We start from the raw sequence: 18,899 nt of genomic DNA, 5'->3' as shown, positions 1-18,899 counted from the left end.
CCTCAGGCCGACAGCGCCACGCGCTCCTCGCCGATGGCGGGGAGCACCCTGACGGGGCCGGCTATCACTTCCAGATCCACGTCGCCGGCCGCGCTCGCGCGTGCCAGGTCGCGGGCGAGCCGCGCGGAGTCGGCGTCCGCCGATACGCGGGTCAAGCAGAAGGCCTGGTTGCGGCCGCCGGCCTTGGCTTGGTACAGCGCCAGGTCCGCCAGCGCCAGCGCAGCCTCCCACCCCTGGCCGGGACGGGCCGGGAAGTTCACCGCGCCGATCGAAACGGTTACCGGCACGGGCTGATCGGCAAATCTCACCGGTGCGTCGCCGATCGCATGCAGTACGTGGCGCGCCAACGCGGGCAGGGCGCTGGCCGGTGTGTTGTGCAGGATCAGCACGAACTCCTCGCCGCCCCAGCGCACGATCGCATCGCCATGGCGCAGCAGGCCGCGCAGGCGTTGCGCGACCGCCACCAGCACGGCATCGCCGGCGGCGTGGCCCCAGGTGTCGTTGATGTGCTTGAAGAAATCCAGGTCCAGCATCAGCAGGCCGGTGCCCACCTCCTGTCCCGTATCGGTCGCGCGCCGGCGCGCCGGTTGCTGCAGGTGGTCGAGCAAGCCCTGCGCATGGCGACGGTTGAACGCGCCGGTAAGTGGGTCGACCGAGGACTGCCGGGCCAGCAGCCGGTTGGCCTGGCGGGTGCGCCGGATCGAATGCATCAGCAGCACCGAGCCCAGCGCGAGCATGGCCGCCAGGGCGATCCACAGCCGGTTGCGCCAGCTCTCCGCGGCCAGCTGTGCCTGCTTGATCTGATTCTGCGCCGACAGTTGTGCGATCTGCTGGCTCTTGCGCTCGGCCGCGTACTTTTCCTGCAGGTCGAGCACCGCCTTCTCGCGTTGCTGCCGGGTAAGGTCGGCCTCCAGGGCGTTGGCCTTTTGCAGTTGCGCCAGCGCCTCGCGGTAGCGGCCGGCACTTTGCATCACCTTGACCAGTTCCTGCGTGATGCCGATGACGTAGACGGTGTTGGCGTGCCGCTCGGAAAGGTCGATGGCCTCGCGCAAGGTCGTCACACTCGCGTCGACCTTGCCTTGCCGGCTGAGCGCGATGCCGATGTTGGCCAATGGTGCCGCGCGGCTGATTTCGCTGCCGGCGTCGCGGGCCAGCGCATCGGCGCGGCGCGCATAGTCGAGTACGCGTTGGTTCTGGCCGGGCTGGCTGAGGTAGTAGTCGGAAAGGTTGTTGAGCGCCAGGATATGGGTGTCCAACTGGCCGGGGTCGTGCTCGGAGAGGGCCAGTGCGCGCTCCAGTGCGACCCGCTGGTGCGGCCGGTCGTCCAGCAGCGAATAGGCGTGGCCCAGGTCCAGCGCAATGGTGCCCATGATGGCGTGGTAGTTCACGGCATTGGCGCGGGCGTAGGCCTCCTCGCCCACCTCCACGGCGCGGCGCACGTCGCCCAGGTTGGCGTTCAGCGGGGTCATGCCCGCGAGCTGGCGGATCTGCTCGGCCTCGTCATGGCGCGCGGCCGCCAATGCGTAGGCCTTCAGGCGCTTTTCGATGGCCACGTTGAAGCGGCCGTCCACCCCGGCATTCCATGCCTGCGCGGACAGCAGCGCCCCGGGTGCGGAGGCATCGTCGTGCAGTTGCGGCAGCAGCGCGGCGGCCTGCTTCAGATAGACCTGTCCCGCAGCGGGCGTGGTGGTGCGCACGGTCAGGTTGGCCCGGGCCAGCAGCGCGTCGAAGCGGCAGCGCGTGCAGGCGTCGTTGGTCGCCATGGCCTCCAGGGACTTGATGGCCGCTTCTATCGGAGCAACCCTGTCGCCGGCCATGGCCAGGTCGAGCAGCGCGCTCTGGTAGCGCCAGCGCTGAGTCAGCGGCGCATCCGGCCCCGGCACGTCGACCGCCTTGCCCAGCCGCCCGACGGCCGAGTCCACCGAGCGGTACCCGTGCAGGCGCTGGTCGCGCAGCACGTCGTCCACGCGCTCGCCGGCGATGGCGAGGGCCGGCAGCAACAGGAACAACCCGGTCAGGAGGAAGGTTTTCATGTCTCCTTATCGGCCGGGCGAGGCAGGCACTTGAGTACGTGCGCGCGAGCGGTTGCGCCTTGTGGCGGGCCGATTCAAGCTTGCGCGCACATGGCCGATAAACGATCAGGAGTCTTTTGGCTGATCGCGCCGGCCTACGGTGCGGAGACACGCGCTTGAACCTGTCCGTCGTTCCCGATTTCCTTGCCATCGGCGGCCTGGTGCTGGTGTTCGCCGCGCTGCTCAGGAAAACCGGCCAGATGCGCCCGCGTTACTGGCTGGTCGGGTGGGCGATGATCCTGGTGCACATCGTGGCGCAGTTCGTCGAGCGCAACCTGGTAGCCGGTCCGGCGGCCGACGCCGCGCTGGCGGTGTCGCTGTCAATGCTGCTGCTGACCAGCGTGGCCTTCATCTGGGCTGGCTCCGACACGCGCCTGGCCTGGTGGCGGGATCTGGCCATCACGCTGGCGGCGGCGATCCCTGATGTGGCGTTCTTCGTGCTGGCCGCCTACGGGGCCGAGGCGCGCTTTGCGTATCTGCTGTGCACCGCGCTGGGCCTGGCCTCGACCGCCTGGGTGTTTCGCCGCGACCGGCGCAAGCCGTCCTGGTGCGTACCGGTGGTGGTCGGCATCTATGCGGTGCAGGCCATGTACGTCTGGCAGGGCGCGATCGACCAGGCGCTCAACTGGATGCTGTTCTGGCACTACCTAGCGGTGGCGTTCTGCTTCTACCGCGGCGCGACGGGGCCGTCGGTAGGCGTGGCGTTCACCACCGTGAGCTTCGTCGCGTGGGCGGCGGTGTTCCCGGTGGCGTCCGTGCTCGATCCGTGGCTGGCCGGCTGGGGCATCCAGGACGAGGCATGGAACCTGCCCAAGTTCCTGGTCGCCACGGGCATGATTTTCACCCTGCTGGAAGAGCAGATCGGCCACGCCGAACATGCCTCCCAGCACGACGCGCTGACTGGCCTGCCGAACCGGCGCGTGTTCGCCAACCGGCTGGAGCAGGCGCTCCGGCGCGCGCGCGAGAGCGGCGGGCGCATGGCGATGCTGGTCATCGACCTCAACGACTTCAAGCGCATCAACGACACGCTGGGCCACGCAGCCGGCGACGCCTTGTTGCACTTCGTGGCGCAACGGCTCCAGCAGGGCGTTCGCGCGGGCGATACGCTGGCGCGGCTGGGCGGCGACGAGTTTGCCGCGATCCTGCCCGAAGTGGCCGATCGGGCCGGTGCGCTGGCACGTGCCGAGCGCCTGGCGCGCGCCTTCGATGCAAGCACCGAGTTCCAGGGCCTGCAGCTGTCCATCGCCGCCAGCATCGGCCTGGCGCTGTATCCGGACGATGGCCAGGACGAAACGCGCCTGTATGCCGCTGCCGACCGGGCCATGTACGCGAGCAAAGTGGCCGAGCGCGCGGCACCGCAGGGCGATGCCGATCCGGAGCCGGCGTAGGCGGAGCGGGGCGGGCGCCCTGCCGCACGCGGCTAATCTCCCGATGAATTCCTGTCGCGCGATGGCTGGTCGCGCGCTTCCGGGGCCTCGGGTGCGTTGCGCTGCGCCTGCGGCAGGGCGCGCGCCTGCTGGTGTTCGGCCAGCCAACGGCGAAAGCCGGGCTCGTCCAGCGGGCGGCAGATCAGGTACCCCTGCAGGCCGTCGCAGCCGAGCCGTTCCAGCGCGAGTCGCTGCGGCACGGTTTCCACCCCTTCGGCCACGGTGGCCATACCCAGCCGATGGGCCACGTCGACGATGAAGCCCGCCAGCGGGTTGGCCGTGTTGGGGCTCAATTCCCGGACGAAGGCGCGGTCGACCTTGAGCACGTCCAGCGGCAGGCGCTGCAGGTAACTCAGCGAGGAATAGCCGGTGCCGAAGTCGTCCAGCGCCAGCCGGAAGCCGGCCGCGGAGAGCTGGTTGAGCGTTTCCAGCGCGCTGTCGAAGTCCTGCAGCAGCGCGCTCTCGGTCAGCTCCAGCGCGAGCCGCGAGGGTTCGATGCCGGCGGCGTGTACCTGTGCTTCCAGTTGTTCGGCAAAGCGCGGATGGTTGAGCTGCCAGGCACTCACGTTCACTGCCAGGCGACCGCCGAAGGCCACGCCGTCGCGGTCCCACGCACGGATGTGCGCGCAGGCCTGGCCGATCACCCAGGCGCCGAGCGCGTGGATCAGGCCGGTTTCCTCGGCCAGCGGGATGAACACCGCCGGCGACAGCTCGCCCAGTTGCGGGTGCTGCCAGCGCAGCAGCGCCTCGGCGCCGAGCAGCTCGCCGCGACGGTTGACCTGCGGCTGGAAATGCAGCGCGAACTGCGTGGGCATGCGCTCCTGTTCCAGCGCGGTACGCAGGCCGCGTTCCAGTGCCAGCCGGGTGTCCGCCTCCTGCTGCATCGGCCCCAGGAACAGGCGCACGGTGTTGCGGCCTGCAGCCTTGGCACGATAGAGCGCGATGTCGGCGCGACGCAGGAGATCGGCCACGCCTTCTTCGCCGGCGGGGAACGAGGCCACGCCCACGCTGGCGCCGACCGCCAGGATGCGGTTGTCCACGGTCACCGGCTCGGCCAGTCGCGCGACCATCCGTTCGGCCGCCTGCTGGGCCTGCGCCCGCGCCGCCTCGGCGGACCCGGTCAGCGGACCGAGCACGAGCACGAACTCGTCACCGCCCAGCCGTGCGAGCATCGCGTCGGCCGGTACGGCGGCGAGCAGACGGTCGGCGATGGCCTCCAGCATGCGATCGCCGATCGGATGCCCGAGCGCGTCGTTGATGGTCTTGAAGTTGTCCAGGTCGATCAGCAGCACGGCGCCGTGCTGTCCGCGGGCCAGCACATCGGCGTGCAGCTCGGCCAGGTGGTCCAGCGCGCGCAGGCGGTTGGGCAGGCCGGTAAGACTGTCGTGGTAGGCGACGTGGCGCAGGGTGAACTCGGCCTCGCGCCGCGTGTTGGCTTCGGCCTCCAGCCGACGCGTGGTCAGCTCCAGCTGCACCGTGCGCTGGCGCAGTTGCGCGGCCAGCGACAGGCCCATCAGCAACACGAACGGCAGGAACGAGAAGGCATCCAGGTAGGGGTAGTGGTGCTTGAGCGCGTCCACCACGATGTCGCCCCAAAGCAGCGCGGCGAACTGTGCCAACAGGCAGATCGCCAGCAGCGCACCGCGCAACCCCTCGCCCTCGCGGATCTGCTTCACCGCGCGCGCCATGGCCCACAGGAAGGCGATGTAGGTCAGCGCATGGAACAGCAGACCCCAAAGCGAGGCCGTGCCGGCGACGTCGTACAGCCGCTCGCCCCAGGGCAGGGCGATGCCGGTGCCCGGCGCCAGATCGACGAAGAACACGGTGCCGGGCAGCAGGAAGTTGAGCCAGACGAAAAAGCAGGCCGTCACACCCACCGCCAGTTGCAACCAGGGTTGCGGCGGGCCGCCGGTGTAGGCGCGGATGAAGATCACGAACGGCAGGAAGGAAATTGCCGCCGCACCGATCATGGTGCGCAGGGCGCCGGTGGCCATGGACAGGCTGCTTGCCGAGTGCAGCAGGGCATTGGCGAAGGCCAGCGTGGCGATGCAAAGGCACAGCGACGCGTAGGAGAGATACATCGCCTCGCGCCGGCGCCACAGCCCGATGACGGCAAACTGCGTGCCCGAAGCCAGGGCAATGCCGGCGGTCGTCACCAGCGCTGCGGTGTAGTAGCCGAACGTGATCGGGCCTGCGTCAACCACCATGCTCCCCCTGCATAAGGGCTGCCCGCGCACGATAACCGAACTGTGCACACGCGCACAGCAGGCCCGGCTTTGGAAAGGATCAGAAGCGATCCAGCGGTTCCAGCCCGTCCAGCGGCACCTCGATGGTGCAGACCACGCCCGCAGGCGCGAAGTCCAGGCTGACGCGGCCGCCGATCTCATGGCGCAGGCCGCGCTCGATCAGTCGCGAGCCGAAGCCGCGCCCGCTCGGCAGTTCGACCGGCGGCCCGCCCGATTCGGTCCAGGTCAGGCGCAGGCTGCCGTTGGCCTGCCACTGGATGTCGATCCGGCCGTCGTGGTTGGACAGCGCGCCGTACTTGACCGCGTTGGTGCCCAGCTCGTGCAGCACCATGGCAAAGGCCAGCGCATGGCGCGGCGGCAGCCACACGGGCGGCCCGTCCGCCCGCAGGCGGTCGTGGTGCTGGTCGCGGTACGGAGCGATCGCCTCGCGCACGATCTCGGCCAGCGGCGCACGGCCCCAGCTCTCGCGGGTGAGGATGTCGTGCGCACGCGACAGCGCCATCAGCCGGCCCTCGAACTGTATGCGCGCCAGCTCCGGGTCGACGCCTGCGCGGAAGCTCTGCATCGCCATCGACTGCACCGTCACCAGCGTGTTTTTGACACGGTGGTTGAGCTCGTTGAGCAGCATCCGCTGGTGCTGTTCGTGGCGCTTGCGCTCGGTGATGTCGTGGAAGAGCACGGCCACGCGCTTGTGCGTGCTGTCGTCGAGCCGGCAGGCGTACACGTCGAACACCCGCCCGCGGTTCACCATGCCGTGTTCGAAGCGGAAGGCTTCGCCGCTGCCGATCACGCTGTCGAAGGTGTCGTACCAGAACGCCGAGGCGTCGGGGAACACATCGCGCATGGTCCTGCCGATCACGCCGCCGATGCCGGTATGCGTGACAAAGGCGGGGTTGGTGCCAAGGTAGCGGTAATCGGACGGCTGGTCCGGCGCGGTATCGACTTTTTCGAGCAGGCAGAAGCCCTCGTCGAGTGCGTCGAACAGGGTGCGGTAGCGGCGCTCGCTCTCGCGCAGCGCGCGCTCGGCGCGCGCACGGGCAACCGCGGCCCAGATGCGTTCGGCGACCTCGCCCAGCAGCGCAACCTCCTCGTCGCGCCAGTGCCGCGGGCGCGCCTGGTGGACGTAGAACGCCGCGACGAAGCGGCCGCCCTTGAACAACGGCACGCCGACGCCGGCGCGTACGCGGCCCGCATCGGCATAGACCTGTTCGCTGCCGCGCGTGCGGATGTCTTCCAGCGTGTCGTCCAGCACGACGGTCTGGCCGGTGCGGTACTGCTCCACCACTGCGGTGCCGAACGCAGCCAACGGCACGCGTCCGGCGAGGCTGGGCATCTCGCCGTCGGTCCAGTCACGCTCGACCATGAAGAATTGCCCGCACTCGGTGACCTCGCCGTAGCCGCAGCGACCCACGCGCAGGTGGTGGCCGACCATCTCGCTGATGGCGCTGGTGATCTGCGCGGCATCGTTGAGCCCGCGGATGCGGTCGCCCATCTGCAGCAGGAACGACTGACGCGCCTCTCCCTGGCGCAGGCGCTCCTCCATGCGGCGGCGCTCGCTGGTGTCGCGCGAGACGCCGACCACCTGCTCGATGCGGCCGCTGTCGCCGCGCACGGGTCCCCAGACAAACTGGTAGTACGCGCGCGGGCCGGTCGGGCCGGTGAAGAAAAGCTCATCCTCGACGGTGTCGCCGGTGTCAAAGATGTGTCGCAGGTGGCCGTTCAGTCGGTCGGCGAGCGCGGGCGGATAGCCCAACTCCTGGAAAGTCTTGCCGATCGGGTCGCCGGCCGGACCGAACAGGTGGTGCATTGCGCGGTTGACGTAGGCGAAGCGGTGCTCGCGATCGAAGGCGTAGATGTAGTCGGGGATGGAATCGAGCATCGCGGCGAACAGCCGCAATGGCCGCGGCGGCGCTATCCCGTGCCCGGTCTTGCCGATGTCGTACAGGCGCGCCATCAGGGCCTGCTGGTCGCGGTCCAGTTGTGCCTGCGCTTCGCTGGCACTGCGCAGACGCACCAGTTCGGTCACGTCCTCGCATCGATGGAGCACCAGCGCGACCTGGCCGTGCGGGTCAAGCACGGGTGTATTGATGATGGACCAGTAGCGCGGCCCCCGCTGGCGCGAGCGACGGCGCTGCACCACCATCGGCAGGGTGTCTGCGACGCGCTGCGTGAGCACCCGTTCCAGCGATGCCCGCAGTTGCTGTTCGACCTCGGCGTGATTCGTCCAGGAGGCGAGCAGGTCGAAGCCCGGACGGCCCAGCAGGTTCTCGCTCGACTCGCCGCTGGCGCGCAACAGCGCATCGTTGGCGGCGACCACCCGGAAGTCCGGCGGCGCGAGCAGCAGCAACGGCGCCGGCGCCGCCTGGAACAGCGCATGAAAGCCCGCGCCCAGGCCAGCCTCGCCCATGACCCCACGCAGGCGATGTTCGGCGCGCAGGCGCGAGGTGCTTTCCACGGCGGTATGGAACGCCCCGGCCACCCGGCCGTAGCGGTCGCGGATGGCCGAGAAGGTGAAACTGAAGAAGCGCTCGACCGGCGTGCCGGACGTATCGTTCAGCAGCACGGGCCAGTTTTCCGCCTCGCTCGGCTCACCGTGGGTGAACACCCGGTCCAGCATGGGGCCGATGATGTCGCGTGCCTCGGCCCAGTTTTCCAGTGCCGGGCGCCCCAGGATCGCCGGATGCCGCTGCTGCGCGATCGCGCGGTAGGCATCGTTGTAGAGCTGCAGGCGTTGTTCGCCCCAGAGGAGCGCGATCGGCAGCGGCGAGGCCAGGCAGATGTCGACCGCGGCGCGCAGATGCGGTGGCCAGCCGGCGATCGGTCCCAGCGCGGTGGCAGCCCAGTCGTGCCGGCGGATGCACTCGGCCATCTCGCCTTGGCCGACCGGCCATGAGGAGGAGTGCCGCGTGCTCTGTACCATGGAAAACTCCAAGGTGGCGACCGCCCGGGCATCATGGCAGCAAGGTTTCCCTGCAAAAAACTGACGCGATAGGTAGTTGCGATGACGCGCCGGTCCACCCGCACGCAAGGGGATGGGCCAGGGATGTCGATTCGCCGAACCGTCGCGCGTCGTTCCGTATCGGCGCCAGGGCGCCAGCCACCGAAGGAAAGATCATGCGCATCCCCTCCCGCTTTGCCCGTCGGCTGGCACCCGTCGCGTTGCTGCTGGCCGGCGTCGCCACCGCGGCGCCGGTGCACTACACGCTCGATCCGGACCACACCTACCCGAGCTTCGAGGCCGACCACATGGGCATCTCGACCTGGCGCGGCAAGTTCAACCACAGCCAGGGATGGGTGGAGATGGATCAGGCTGCCGGCCATGGCAGCCTCGAGGTGAGCATTGCGCTGGACAGCATCGATTTCGGCCACGACGCGCTCAACGCATGGGCCCGCGGCAAAGACTTCTTCGATGTCGCCCACCAGCCGCGCGCGGTCTACAAGGGAACGCTTGCGGGCTTCGTGGATGGCGCGCCGACACGGGTCGAGGGCAACCTGACCCTGCATGGCGTGACCCGGCCGGTGGAGCTGCGGATCGACCACTTCAAGTGCATCCCGCATCCAGTGTTCAAGCGCGAATACTGCGGCGCCGACGCGGTGGGCAGTTTCGACCGCAGCGCGTTCGGGCTGGACGCGGGCAAGGACTACGGCTTCGACATGCAGGTTGCGCTGCGCATCCAGGTCGAGGCCCTGCGCGACAAGTGACGAACGCTGCGCGATTCCTCGCCGGCGCCTTCACGCGCGGCTGGGCAACCTCGGCTGCGTTGGCGCATCGCGCTTCCCTTGCCGGGTGGCACCCGGCTCCCCGCACCCCCCCTTGCGGTGGCCCATGGCTGAGCCAGGGCAAGGAAGCGCGATGCGCCGCGTTCGTTTCCACGGCATCGCGATGCCTGCCATTTGGAGTCAAACCTCATGTCCGACGAGGGTTACCGCTGCGGCCACGCTCCCTGTCAATGCACCACCAAGCCCGGCGGCGGTCAGTACTGCAGCGACCATTGCCGTGAGGCGGCCACCTCGGGCCGCGCCGAAACGGGTCCATGCGGATGCGGCCACGCGGTCTGCCAGAGCAACCCCGAGGGCGACCTGCGCCAGGGCGGGGAATGAACTAGTAGGGCGTGCCGTCCTTGTGGACGTAGCCCTGGTCGCCTTCGACGTACAGGTCGATATCCGGGTAGTGGCAGGCGTCATCCGCCGAGCGCGTGCCGATTTCGAGATAGACGGCCGTGTCGCTTCCGCGGTTGATGAGGTGATGGCCGTCGGCCACGTTCTTGGGGAATGCCGCGCAGTCGCCCGCGCGCAAGGGCTGTTCGCCCGCGTCGGTGACCAGCACCAGCTCGCCCGACAGCACGTAGACGAACTCGTCCTCGCGCGTGTGCCAGTGGCGCTGGCTTGACCAGCCGCCCGGCGGCAGCCGGGTCAGGTTGACGCCGAAATCCGACAGGCCGCCGGCATCGCCCAGCGCCTGCTTGATGCGATCTTTCGCAGCCTCCGCGTAGGGCGCCGGGTAGCCCGAGCCGCGGCGCTCGGGAACGTCAGGGACGTCGATCTTCGGCATCGGAAGACTCCTCGTGGTGGGCGCTCCATTCTGCATCGACGCCTACAATGGCGCTTTGCCTTCCCTCGACGACGCCATGCACCAGAGCTCCCTGGGCGGCTTTGCCGCGCCGCATCCTACCGACCGCCTGTTCTTCGCCGTGATGCCGCCACCGGACATCGCGGATCGGATGGCTTCGCTTGCCGGACAGCTGAGCGGTGACCTCGGGCTGCATGGGCGGCCGCGGCCCACCAGCCATTTGCATGTCACGCTGCATCACCTGGGCGACTTCGCCGGCCTGCCGCAGCAACGGGTGGATGAAGCCTGCGCGGCGGCAGCCGGGGTGGCCGTGCCATCGTTCGAGGCGCGCTTCGATCGCGTGGACAGCTTCCGCGGACGCCCGGGCAAGCATCCGTTCGTGTTGCTGGGTGCCGAAGGCATCGCCGGCCTGGCCGGACTGTACGAAAGTCTCGGGGCGAGGCTTGCGACGGCCGGCCTGGCGCGACGCGAGCGTGCCTTCGTGCCGCACATCACGCTGCTCTACGACGCCCGCACCGTCGCGCCGCGGCCCATCGAACCGCTGGGTTGGACGGTACGCGAGTTCCTGCTCATCCACAGCCTGCTCGGGCGCACCGAGTACCGCGTGCTCGGGCGCTGGCCGCTGCCCGCCGGCTAGCGCCGTGCGCACGCGGTCACGACGCGGGCGTCGTTAGCGTGGGCCGCGAACCTCGGGAATATACGTGAAGAAGCCCAAGCGCCGACTCGGACTGATCCTGCTGCTGGTGGCACTGCTCGTGCTGCTGGTGCTGGGTGCGCTGCGCTGGCGCCAGCAGTTCCGTGCCGCGCCCGCGGACCAGGCGCTGAGCCCGGCCGCGACCGCGCCGACGCGCTGAGGCTCAGTCGTCGCTGTCGACTACCTTGCCGCTTGCCGGATCGATGGTGAGTTCGACGCGGTGGTCGTTCTTGTCGTCGGCCTTGGCGTGCCACACGCCGTCGTCGAAGTCCACGTCGTGCACGTCGGTGTAGCCCTGCGTGGCCAGCGACGCGCGCACGTCATCTGCGCTCAGGCGGGAGACCTTCTCGTCCGGATAGACCTTGCCGCTCTTGGCGTCGATGCGCAGGGAGACGTCGTTGCCGTCCGCGCTCTCGGCTTTGGCGCGCCACATGCCGCCGTCGAACTTCAGGTCGTCGATGTCGCTGTAGCCCTGGTGGATCAGCGTCTCGCGGACCTGTGCCTCGGTCATCGCCTGCTGCGCCATCACTGCACCGGAGGCGCCCAGGGCCAGCGCAAGGGTCATCGAAGCGAGCTTTTTCATGGCCGTTCTCCTTGGGAGTGGTGCGCCCGAGTCTTCGGGCGCAAACGGCAATGGGCGATGAAAAACCCGTGAGACGGGCGGGCGGTGTTCAGGCAGGCGGGTACTCAAGGGAACGGGCTTCGACGTTGCCGGTGCCTGCCAGGGAACGCTCGGAAAGCCGTGCTGGATGCGGTGGCCGGTGCGAACGGTGCGGTGAAACACCGTTCGCCTTGGTGTCGCAAAACAAGTCGAACGGCCGCCCGGCCTCAGCGGCCTTGGTCCAGCCGATCGAAATGGGTCAGCGCATTGAGCACCAGCGGATAGCTTCCCAGCGTCTCCCCACGCCAGATCGGGTTGCCGGCAAACAAAAGCACGTGCCCCTTGCCGTAATGCGCCTCGACCACGGCCGCGCGTTCGGCCATTTCGCCGCCACCGTCGAGCAGGCCCGAGACCAGCAGCCGCTTGGCGTCGGCAAAGCGCAGGATCACCCGTGGCCGCTGGTTTTCAGGGATCACCCAGGGGTTGTTGTAGGCCTGGTCTTCGTTGAGCGGCAGCGCCTGCCACGGCTTGGCGTCGGGCAGGGCGGGCGGCTGGGCGAAGGGGCGGCCTTCGGGCATGTCCTCGTCCTGCGGGCCGCCGCGGCCAGTGGGCCGTTCGGCGTCGCGCGCGGTGGGCAGGCCGCGGTCGCCGCTGAGCAGGTTGGCGACGGTGAAGGACTGCCCTTCCGAGCTGTAAAGCGCCAAATGGTCGCCATAGCCCGCCGCGACCGGGCTGTCATGGTCGACGAAGTCCGCCTGCAGCACGCTGCCGACCACCCTGAGCTTGGCCGTGGGCGTGACGAACACGCCGGGCGCGAGGCCCGCGTCGATCGCAAATCGGGCGGTGTCCTCGGCGGTCACCAGCAGACCGCCCTCGTGCACGAAGCGCTTGAGGTTGGCCAGCCCCACCTCGCCCAGCCCCGGGCGTACATCCGGCGTGCTGTCGATGTGGCCCAGATTGGGCGTGAGCGGGCCGGTCTGCCAGGGCATCGGCGCGCCCCACATCGGCAGGCCGTCGACGATGCGGCGCAGGCTGGCGCCGCCAACGGGGGCGAACAGGATCGCGTCGTATTTCGCATGCAGGTCCGGCATGCGCGCTACGTCCTGCGTGCTGATGTAGTCGTAGTGCACGCCCAGCTGATCCAGCGCCATGCGCCACCAGCCCTCGGTCTGGGTGCTGAGCCAGGTGTGCATCAACGCAATGCGGGGCAACTTCCCCGCAGGCACGTCGACACCGCCGAGGCCCGCCGGCACGCGGATCGGCTCATCCAGCTTGGCCATGGACACCTTCAGCACGTCCGGATCGGTGATCCGCACCACCTCGACATCGAACAGGTCGCCCATCGACCAGCCGGTGTCGTCGTAGGGATGCTGCTGCGGGTCCTTCGGCGACCAGTACTGGCGATCCAGCAGGGTGTCCGCGATGCGCGAGTAGGGCTGGTCCATGCGCACCACGTAGCTGCCGGCGGGGAAGCGGCGCGTGCGGGTCTTCCTGTCGTCGCCGGTAGCCGGCAGGGTCACGCTGAAGGACGCGCTGGCGCGGCTGATCTCCACGTGCTGGCGCTCGAGCACGCGCAGCAGCTGGGCCTGGGTGCCGGCGCGCTTGTCGTCGCCGGGCAGGACGTAGGCGGCGGGGCCGGCCTCGGTCGGCTTTTCGATCGAGCGCTTGCCCTTCAGGTAGAAGTTCTTCAGGAACGCCTGGCCGTTCCGGGCGAAGTAGTCCAGTGCGGTGAGCACGCCGGTCTGCTCGTAGTTGTTGTTGTTGCGCTGCGACCAGGTCACTTCCGGCAGCGGCGGGTTGGGCCGGTACCAGGTGCGCTCGTACTCGGACGGATCGAGGATGCGCTTGCGCGTGTCGGCGCCGCCGTTGCCGAAGGTCTCGTACAGGCGGCTGATGCCGTTGTGCATGGCCGCGATGAACATGAGGTAGCCGGGGCTCCAGGTATCAAAGTCGCCGTGGGTGAACACGCCGGGGAGCCCGAGCTGGGTCATCTTCTGCACGTTGTCCCAGCCCAGCTGCTGCCACTCGCTGGTGAGGATCGGGTCGATCCAGGCGTTGTAGGGGCCATCGCCGACGGTGTTGTCGTACAGGAACGGCACCGACTCGTGCAGGTCATGCAACACCTGCGCGTGCCAGCCGATGTAGGTGTCGGCGACGTTGCGGGTCAGCGCCAGGGTCATGCTCATCGCGTCGCGGTTGTTGTCGTGCGCGACGTAATGGCCCCAGTAGAGCAGGCGCGGGTAGTCCTGGCCCGGGTGTGCTTTGTGCCAGTTGTAGAGATCGACCATGCGGTTGCGACCGTCCACCTCGACGATCGGCGTGATCAGGGTGATCACGTGCGAGCGGATGTTGCGGATGTAGGGCGCGTCGTCCACCGCCAGGCGGTAAGCCAGCTCCATCAGCGCGGTGGGCGCGCCGGTTTCGGTGGAGTGGATTGAACCGGTGATGTAGTAGACCGGCGTGGTCTGCCGGATGAGCGCATCGGCTTTCGCGTCGTCCATGCCGATCGTGCGCGGGTCGGCCAGTTGCGCCAGGCGCGCGTCATTGGCTTTCAGATTGGCCAGCAGCGCCTCGTCGGCGACCGCCACGGCGATCATCTCGCGGCCTTCCTCGGTCTTGCCGATGCTGAAGACCTTCACCCTCGGGCTGGCGGTGTCCAGCGCGTGGAAGTAGCGATAGACGTCGGCCGAATAGGGCAACCAGTCGGCGGCGCCCGAAATATGGCCGAGCACCTGCAGCGGGGTGGGAACGCCTGCCGAGGCGGGCAGGTAGTCGGTCAGGGGCGTGTTGAACTTCGGGTCGGTGGTGAAACGGGCGATCTGCGCGGTGTAGGCCGGGTCGATCGGTTGGCCCGGGTCGCGCGCGAAGGCGCTGGCGGCGAGGGTGTCGGCGGCGTGGGCGGCCAGGCCAGTGGCGGCCAGCGCGAAGCCGGCAAGGCAGGGCAGGAGGCGCATGGGTTCCCCGAGTGTGCGAAAGGCGGGAACCAATGTGCCAGAAATGCGGGGGCGCGGCGGGGCTGCCCCCATCCGCCTGTCGGCACCTTCCCCCGTGAACGGGGGAAGGCTCGGTAGGGGGCCGCCGCTGGTGTTCCTTCCCCCGTTCACGGGGGAAGGTGCCCGAAGGGCGGATGGGGGAAGCCTTGCCTCAGCCCTGCCGCTTGCGCGCCAGCGACACCCACGTCGGCGCGTGGTCGCTCGGATGCGGCAAGGCCCGCACCCACCGGTCCACCCCCGCGTCCTTCAACCGCGGTGCCAGCGCGCGGTTGAGCAGCAGGTGGTCGATGCGCAATCCGGAATTGCGCTCCCAGTGCTGGCGGAAGTAATCCCAGAACGTATAGACGCGCTCCTCGCCGAACTGCTGCCGCAGCGAGTCCGTCCAGCCCTGGGCCAGCAGGTCCGCATAACGCTCGCGGCTTTCCGGCTGCAGCAAGGCATCCTTGCGCCAGGAGCGCGGGTTGTAGATGTCCTCGTCGGTGGGCACCACGTTGTAGTCGCCGGCCAGCACCACCGGATGTTCGCTTTCGACCAGGCCCTGCGCGTAGTCGATGAAGCGGTCGAACCAGGCCAGCTTGTAGTCGAACTTGGGTCCCGGCTGCGGGTTGCCGTTGGGCAGGTACAGGCAGCCGACGATCAGGCCGTGCGCGGCCGCTTCCAGATAGCGGCTCTGCACGTCCTTCGGGTCGCCCGGCAGGCCGCGGCGGCTTTCCAGCGGCTCGACCCCCCGGGCCAGGATCGCCACGCCGTTCCACGAGCGCTGGCCGTGCCAGATCGCGCCGTAGCCGGCGTCGCGGATGGGCTCGACCGGAAACGCCTCGTCCGGCGCCTTCAGTTCCTGCAGGCAGACGATGTCCGGCGCCTCGCGTTCGAGCCATGCCAGCAGCGCGGCCAGGCGCGTGCGCACACCGTTGATGTTGAAGGTGGCGACCTTGAGCGGCTTGCGGGCGGGCATCGGCGGTCCTCTAGGAGCGTGGGTGGCAGAAACTTCCGAGGCGAAAAAGTGGGCGCGTGAGGACAGGCTTTCGACCTTTTGCCGACCCATAGTTCCTCTATGGGCCAAAAAAGGGCGGAAATATGGATCGCGCGGCCGCTTTTGCAGCCCGGAACGTTTCTGCCGCCCACGCTCCTAGTACTGCGCTGCGCCCAGCGCGGAGAGCCAGTCCAGCACGCGGCGCGTCCACGGGCGGTGTCGCCATTGTTCCAGGGTGAGCTCTTCCGACCGGCCAATGTCGCGGTCGACTACCTCGGTCATGTGCGCCGCGAAGCCGTGGTCGAACACCAGCACGTTCGATTCGTCGTTGAGGCTGAAGGAACGGTTGTCGAAGTTGGCGCTGCCGGCGATGGTGAGGTAGCCGTCCACGATCATCAGCTTGTTGTGGAACAGCGCCGGCTGGAAGCGGTAGATGTGCGCGCCGGCCTGCAGCATCTCGCCCCAGCGGGTCTGCGAGGCGTTCTTGATGATCTGGCTGTCCGTGTAGGGCCCGGGCACCACCAGCCGGATGCGCACGCCGCGCGCCAGGGCGCGCTTGAGCGCGGACATCGTCAGGTCGTCCGGCACGAAATAGGCCGCCTCCAGGTCGATCGCCTTGCGCGCGCCGTCGATCGCCATCAGGTACATCAGCTGCAGGTTCTCGCTGCCGCCTTCGGGCGAGCTGGCGACGGTCTGCACCGCGACGTCGCCGGCCGCGGGCACCTCGGGGTAGTACGCCGAGCCGAGCAGCGCCTGGCCGGTGGTGGTGATCCAGTTGTCCTCGAACACCGCCTGCATCTGCAGTGCGCCGGGGCCGGTCACCCGGATCTGCATGTCGCGCCAGATGTCGGGCTTGTCGCCATGCCCGTTCCACTCGTCGGCGATGCCCACGCCGCCGGTAAAAGCCACGCGGCCGTCGACAATCAACAGCTTGCGGTGGGTGCGGTTGTTGAAGCGGTCGATGTCGTACCAGCGCAATGGGTGGAAGTACTCGAAGTGCACGCCGCCGGCGCGCAGTGCCTTGACCACGTCGTCATGCATCTTCGATGAGCCGACCCAGTCGGCGATCACGTGCACCCGCACGCCGGCGCGGGCGCGTTCGGTGAGCGCCTGCACGAACTGGTCGGCGACGTGGCCGGACCAGTAGATGTAGGTCTCCATGTCCACGCTGACCTTCGCCGAGCGGATCGCCTCCAGCATCGCCGGGAAGATCTCCGCACCGTTCTGGAAATCCGCCACAGCGTTGCCGTCGACGATCGTCGGCCCGAGCAGGTTGCCGATCTCGCGCCGGAACTGCGGACTCTCGACCGGGCTCAGCGGACCCAGCGGATGGACCAACTGCTGGGTCTGCGGGACCAGGTTGAGCGCCAGCACGCCAATCACCAGTGCCGCGAACCCGCCAAGGCTGGCCCATAGCAGGCGTCGCTTCCAGCGTGGCCGTGGCGGCGGGCAGGTCTCGCCGGTGTCGCGGGTGGGTGCGGATTCGGCCGGCATCGGGTCTCCTGGCTGGTGGCAACCTGTAGGAGCGCACCCTGTGCGCGACTACTCCGCGCAGGTCGCGCACAGGGTGCGCTCCTGCGCGGAACCAGGCTCATCATCCGGCGCCCGCGTGCAGCCCGGGTCAACGCCTTCACTTGCCCGGCACCGCCGCGGTTGTCTGCTGTGCGTGGAACGCCCCGGGAGAACGCATGACCGACAAGGCCGTACGCAGGGTCGAGCGCCGCGCCGATGTGCGCCGCGCGCTCGCCAACAGCACCGCGACACACCACAAGCACAAGCACCCGCTGCGCTCCGGCCACAAGCTGTGGCTGCTCGTCTACGCGCTGGTGCTGGTGGGGCTTGGCATCCTGTTCTACCTGCTGCGGCTGGAGTTCTTCGGCATCCTCGGGCGCTACCTGCCGATGGCCCGGCGCGCGACCGTGGGCGCCATGGCGATCGTGTTGACGCTGGCCGCCTCGCGGCTGGTGCGGGCGTTCGCCATCGAGCGGGCGCAGACGGCGGTCACGCGCTACAACCTCAAGCGCATCCTGCGGCTGGTGGTGTACATCATCCTGGCGCTGATCGTGGTATCGGTGCTGTTCGCCAACTGGTACGCCGCGGTGGCGTCACTGGGGTTGATCTCGCTGGTGCTGGGTTTCGCGCTGCAGACGCCGATCACCAGCTTCATCGGCTGGGTCTACATCCTGGTACGCGAGCCCTACCGCGTGGGCGACCGCATCCAGATCGGCGACGCCACTGGCGACGTGATCGACGTGACCTACCTGGACACCACGCTGTGGGAAGTCGGCGGCCCGTATCTTTCCTCGGACCATCCGAGCGGGCGGATCATCAAGTTCCCCAACGCGAACGTGCTGACCAGCGCGGTCTACAACTATTCCTGGCCGGTGTTTCCGTATGTCTGGAACGAGATCAATTTCCAGATCGCCTACAACAGCGATTTCGCCTTCGTGGCCCAGGTGATGCGCGAAGCGACGGAGGAGGAACTGGGCGAGGCCATGCTCGAGCGCGTGCGCACCTTTCGCGAGGTGCTGGCCAAGACGCCGGTGGACGAACTGCAGGTCAACGAGCGGCCGTCGGTGCTGTTCCGCGTCAACGCCAACACGTGGATCGACGCCATCGTGCGCTACGTGGTGGATCCGCGGCATGCCGGCAGCGTCAAGACACGGTTGATCGGGACCATGCTGGCGCGGCTCAACGCCGAGCCGGACCGGGTGAAGTTTCCCAAAGGCGACAACCGCTAGCGCGGTGCCGGCGGGCTCATCCCACGCCCCTGCCTGGCGGCGACACCGCACCGGATATCTCGGCGCTGTGCACGGTGTGCGACCAGCGCTGCAGTGTCTGGTAGAGCCGCTCCTGCCGCGTCAGCACGCCCTGGTGGGAGCCCTTGGGGCGGGTCTGCTCAATCGGCTCGCGACTCAACGCGTGCCAGCGCTTGACCAGTTCGGCCGGTGCCGGATGCGATTCGACCAGCGCGCGCAGCACCAGCGACATCGCTTCCACTTCGTTCTTCAAGCCATCCAGCTCATTGCCGACCTGGGTAAATGACACCGGCCGGCTGCTTGAAATCTCCATGACACTCCCTCGGGTCGCACGCCGGCGCCCCCGCGCCGGACGACTGCGACGTTGCGCGCGCCGCCGTGGTCGCCGCGTGCACGCCGCCGATGCGAGCCGAGACAGGAGGGAACCCTGTGCGTGGCCGTGGACTGTTTCGGCCGGTCGCGTACAGTGCGCGCTCTCTGCAGAAGAGCGACCGGTTCCTGTAGGAGCGCCCTTGGGCGCGACCGCCATGTCGCATCGAAACCCGCGGTCGCGCCCAAGGGCGC

At 68.7% G+C, this 18,899-nt stretch carries 14 protein-coding genes; 5 read left to right on the top strand and 9 right to left on the bottom strand.

Features of this window, described 5'->3' with window-relative positions:
* Positions 1-2: 2 nt before the first annotated feature.
* Positions 3-2,033, bottom strand: coding sequence for a diguanylate cyclase (locus ACFWZ3_RS00070; RefSeq protein WP_439705757.1), 2,031 nt, complete (start codon positions 2,031-2,033; stop codon positions 3-5).
* Positions 2,034-2,188: 155 nt separating this feature from the next.
* Between ACFWZ3_RS00070 and ACFWZ3_RS00065 the strand changes: the two genes are divergently transcribed.
* Positions 2,189-3,460, top strand: coding sequence for a diguanylate cyclase domain-containing protein (locus ACFWZ3_RS00065; protein ID WP_439705756.1), 1,272 nt, complete (start codon positions 2,189-2,191; stop codon positions 3,458-3,460).
* Between the two features lie 32 nt (positions 3,461-3,492).
* Here the strand turns inward: ACFWZ3_RS00065 and ACFWZ3_RS00060 are convergent, their stop codons facing one another.
* Both ACFWZ3_RS00060 and ACFWZ3_RS00055 read right to left on the bottom strand, forming a co-directional pair.
* Positions 3,493-5,706 (bottom strand): putative bifunctional diguanylate cyclase/phosphodiesterase, encoded by a 2,214-nt coding sequence (locus tag ACFWZ3_RS00060; protein WP_439705755.1) that lies wholly within the window; start codon positions 5,704-5,706, stop codon positions 3,493-3,495.
* Between the two features lie 79 nt (positions 5,707-5,785).
* Entirely contained in the window at positions 5,786-8,665 is a 2,880-nt protein-coding gene (locus ACFWZ3_RS00055; RefSeq protein ID WP_439705754.1) for a PAS domain-containing protein, read from the bottom strand.
* Between the two features lie 194 nt (positions 8,666-8,859).
* Between ACFWZ3_RS00055 and ACFWZ3_RS00050 the strand changes: the two genes are divergently transcribed.
* A complete protein-coding gene (locus tag ACFWZ3_RS00050; RefSeq protein ID WP_439705753.1) occupies positions 8,860-9,447 on the top strand; it encodes a YceI family protein in 588 nt (195 codons plus the stop codon).
* 400 nt (positions 9,448-9,847) lie between these two features.
* On the opposite strand, the gene ACFWZ3_RS00045 is transcribed toward ACFWZ3_RS00050, so the two are convergent.
* Complete coding sequence (locus ACFWZ3_RS00045) at positions 9,848-10,297, bottom strand: cupin domain-containing protein (protein WP_439705752.1); 450 nt, start codon at positions 10,295-10,297, stop codon at positions 9,848-9,850.
* A 76-nt stretch (positions 10,298-10,373) separates the two neighbouring features.
* Here ACFWZ3_RS00045 and thpR point away from each other — a divergent pair, with 76 nt between their 5' ends.
* Positions 10,374-10,952 carry an RNA 2',3'-cyclic phosphodiesterase gene (gene thpR, locus ACFWZ3_RS00040; RefSeq protein WP_439705751.1) on the top strand — a complete coding sequence of 193 codons (579 nt, stop codon included), beginning with the start codon at positions 10,374-10,376 and terminating at the stop codon, positions 10,950-10,952.
* A gap of 64 nt (positions 10,953-11,016) precedes the next feature.
* Positions 11,017-11,169 carry a hypothetical protein gene (locus ACFWZ3_RS00035; RefSeq protein ID WP_439705750.1) on the top strand — a complete coding sequence of 51 codons (153 nt, stop codon included), beginning with the start codon at positions 11,017-11,019 and terminating at the stop codon, positions 11,167-11,169.
* A gap of 3 nt (positions 11,170-11,172) precedes the next feature.
* On the opposite strand, the gene ACFWZ3_RS00030 is transcribed toward ACFWZ3_RS00035, so the two are convergent.
* From ACFWZ3_RS00030 to ACFWZ3_RS00015, 4 genes are all read right to left on the bottom strand, one after another.
* Complete coding sequence (locus tag ACFWZ3_RS00030) at positions 11,173-11,592, bottom strand: PepSY domain-containing protein (protein WP_439705749.1); 420 nt, start codon at positions 11,590-11,592, stop codon at positions 11,173-11,175.
* 245 nt (positions 11,593-11,837) lie between these two features.
* Positions 11,838-14,564, bottom strand: a complete 2,727-nt coding sequence (locus tag ACFWZ3_RS00025) for a M14 family zinc carboxypeptidase (RefSeq protein WP_439705748.1) — start codon at positions 14,562-14,564, stop codon at positions 11,838-11,840.
* Between the two features lie 190 nt (positions 14,565-14,754).
* Entirely contained in the window at positions 14,755-15,558 is an 804-nt protein-coding gene (gene xth / locus ACFWZ3_RS00020) for an exodeoxyribonuclease III (RefSeq protein ID WP_439705747.1), read from the bottom strand.
* A gap of 174 nt (positions 15,559-15,732) precedes the next feature.
* Positions 15,733-17,070 (bottom strand): phospholipase D-like domain-containing protein, encoded by a 1,338-nt coding sequence (locus tag ACFWZ3_RS00015; RefSeq protein ID WP_439705746.1) that lies wholly within the window; start codon positions 17,068-17,070, stop codon positions 15,733-15,735.
* 194 nt (positions 17,071-17,264) lie between these two features.
* On the opposite strand from ACFWZ3_RS00015, the gene ACFWZ3_RS00010 reads away from it, so the two are divergent.
* Positions 17,265-18,317, top strand: a complete 1,053-nt coding sequence (locus tag ACFWZ3_RS00010) for a mechanosensitive ion channel family protein (RefSeq protein WP_439705745.1) — start codon at positions 17,265-17,267, stop codon at positions 18,315-18,317.
* 16 nt (positions 18,318-18,333) lie between these two features.
* Here the strand turns inward: ACFWZ3_RS00010 and ACFWZ3_RS00005 are convergent, their stop codons facing one another.
* A complete protein-coding gene (locus ACFWZ3_RS00005; protein WP_439705744.1) occupies positions 18,334-18,648 on the bottom strand; it encodes a hypothetical protein in 315 nt (104 codons plus the stop codon).
* Positions 18,649-18,899: the final 251 nt, after the last annotated feature.

Origin of the sequence: Frateuria sp. GZRR35, assembly GCF_051900415.1 — a bacterium.
Taxonomy (GTDB): Bacteria; Pseudomonadota; Gammaproteobacteria; order Xanthomonadales; family Rhodanobacteraceae; genus Frateuria_A.
This window is presented reverse-complemented; position numbering and strand designations above follow the sequence as displayed.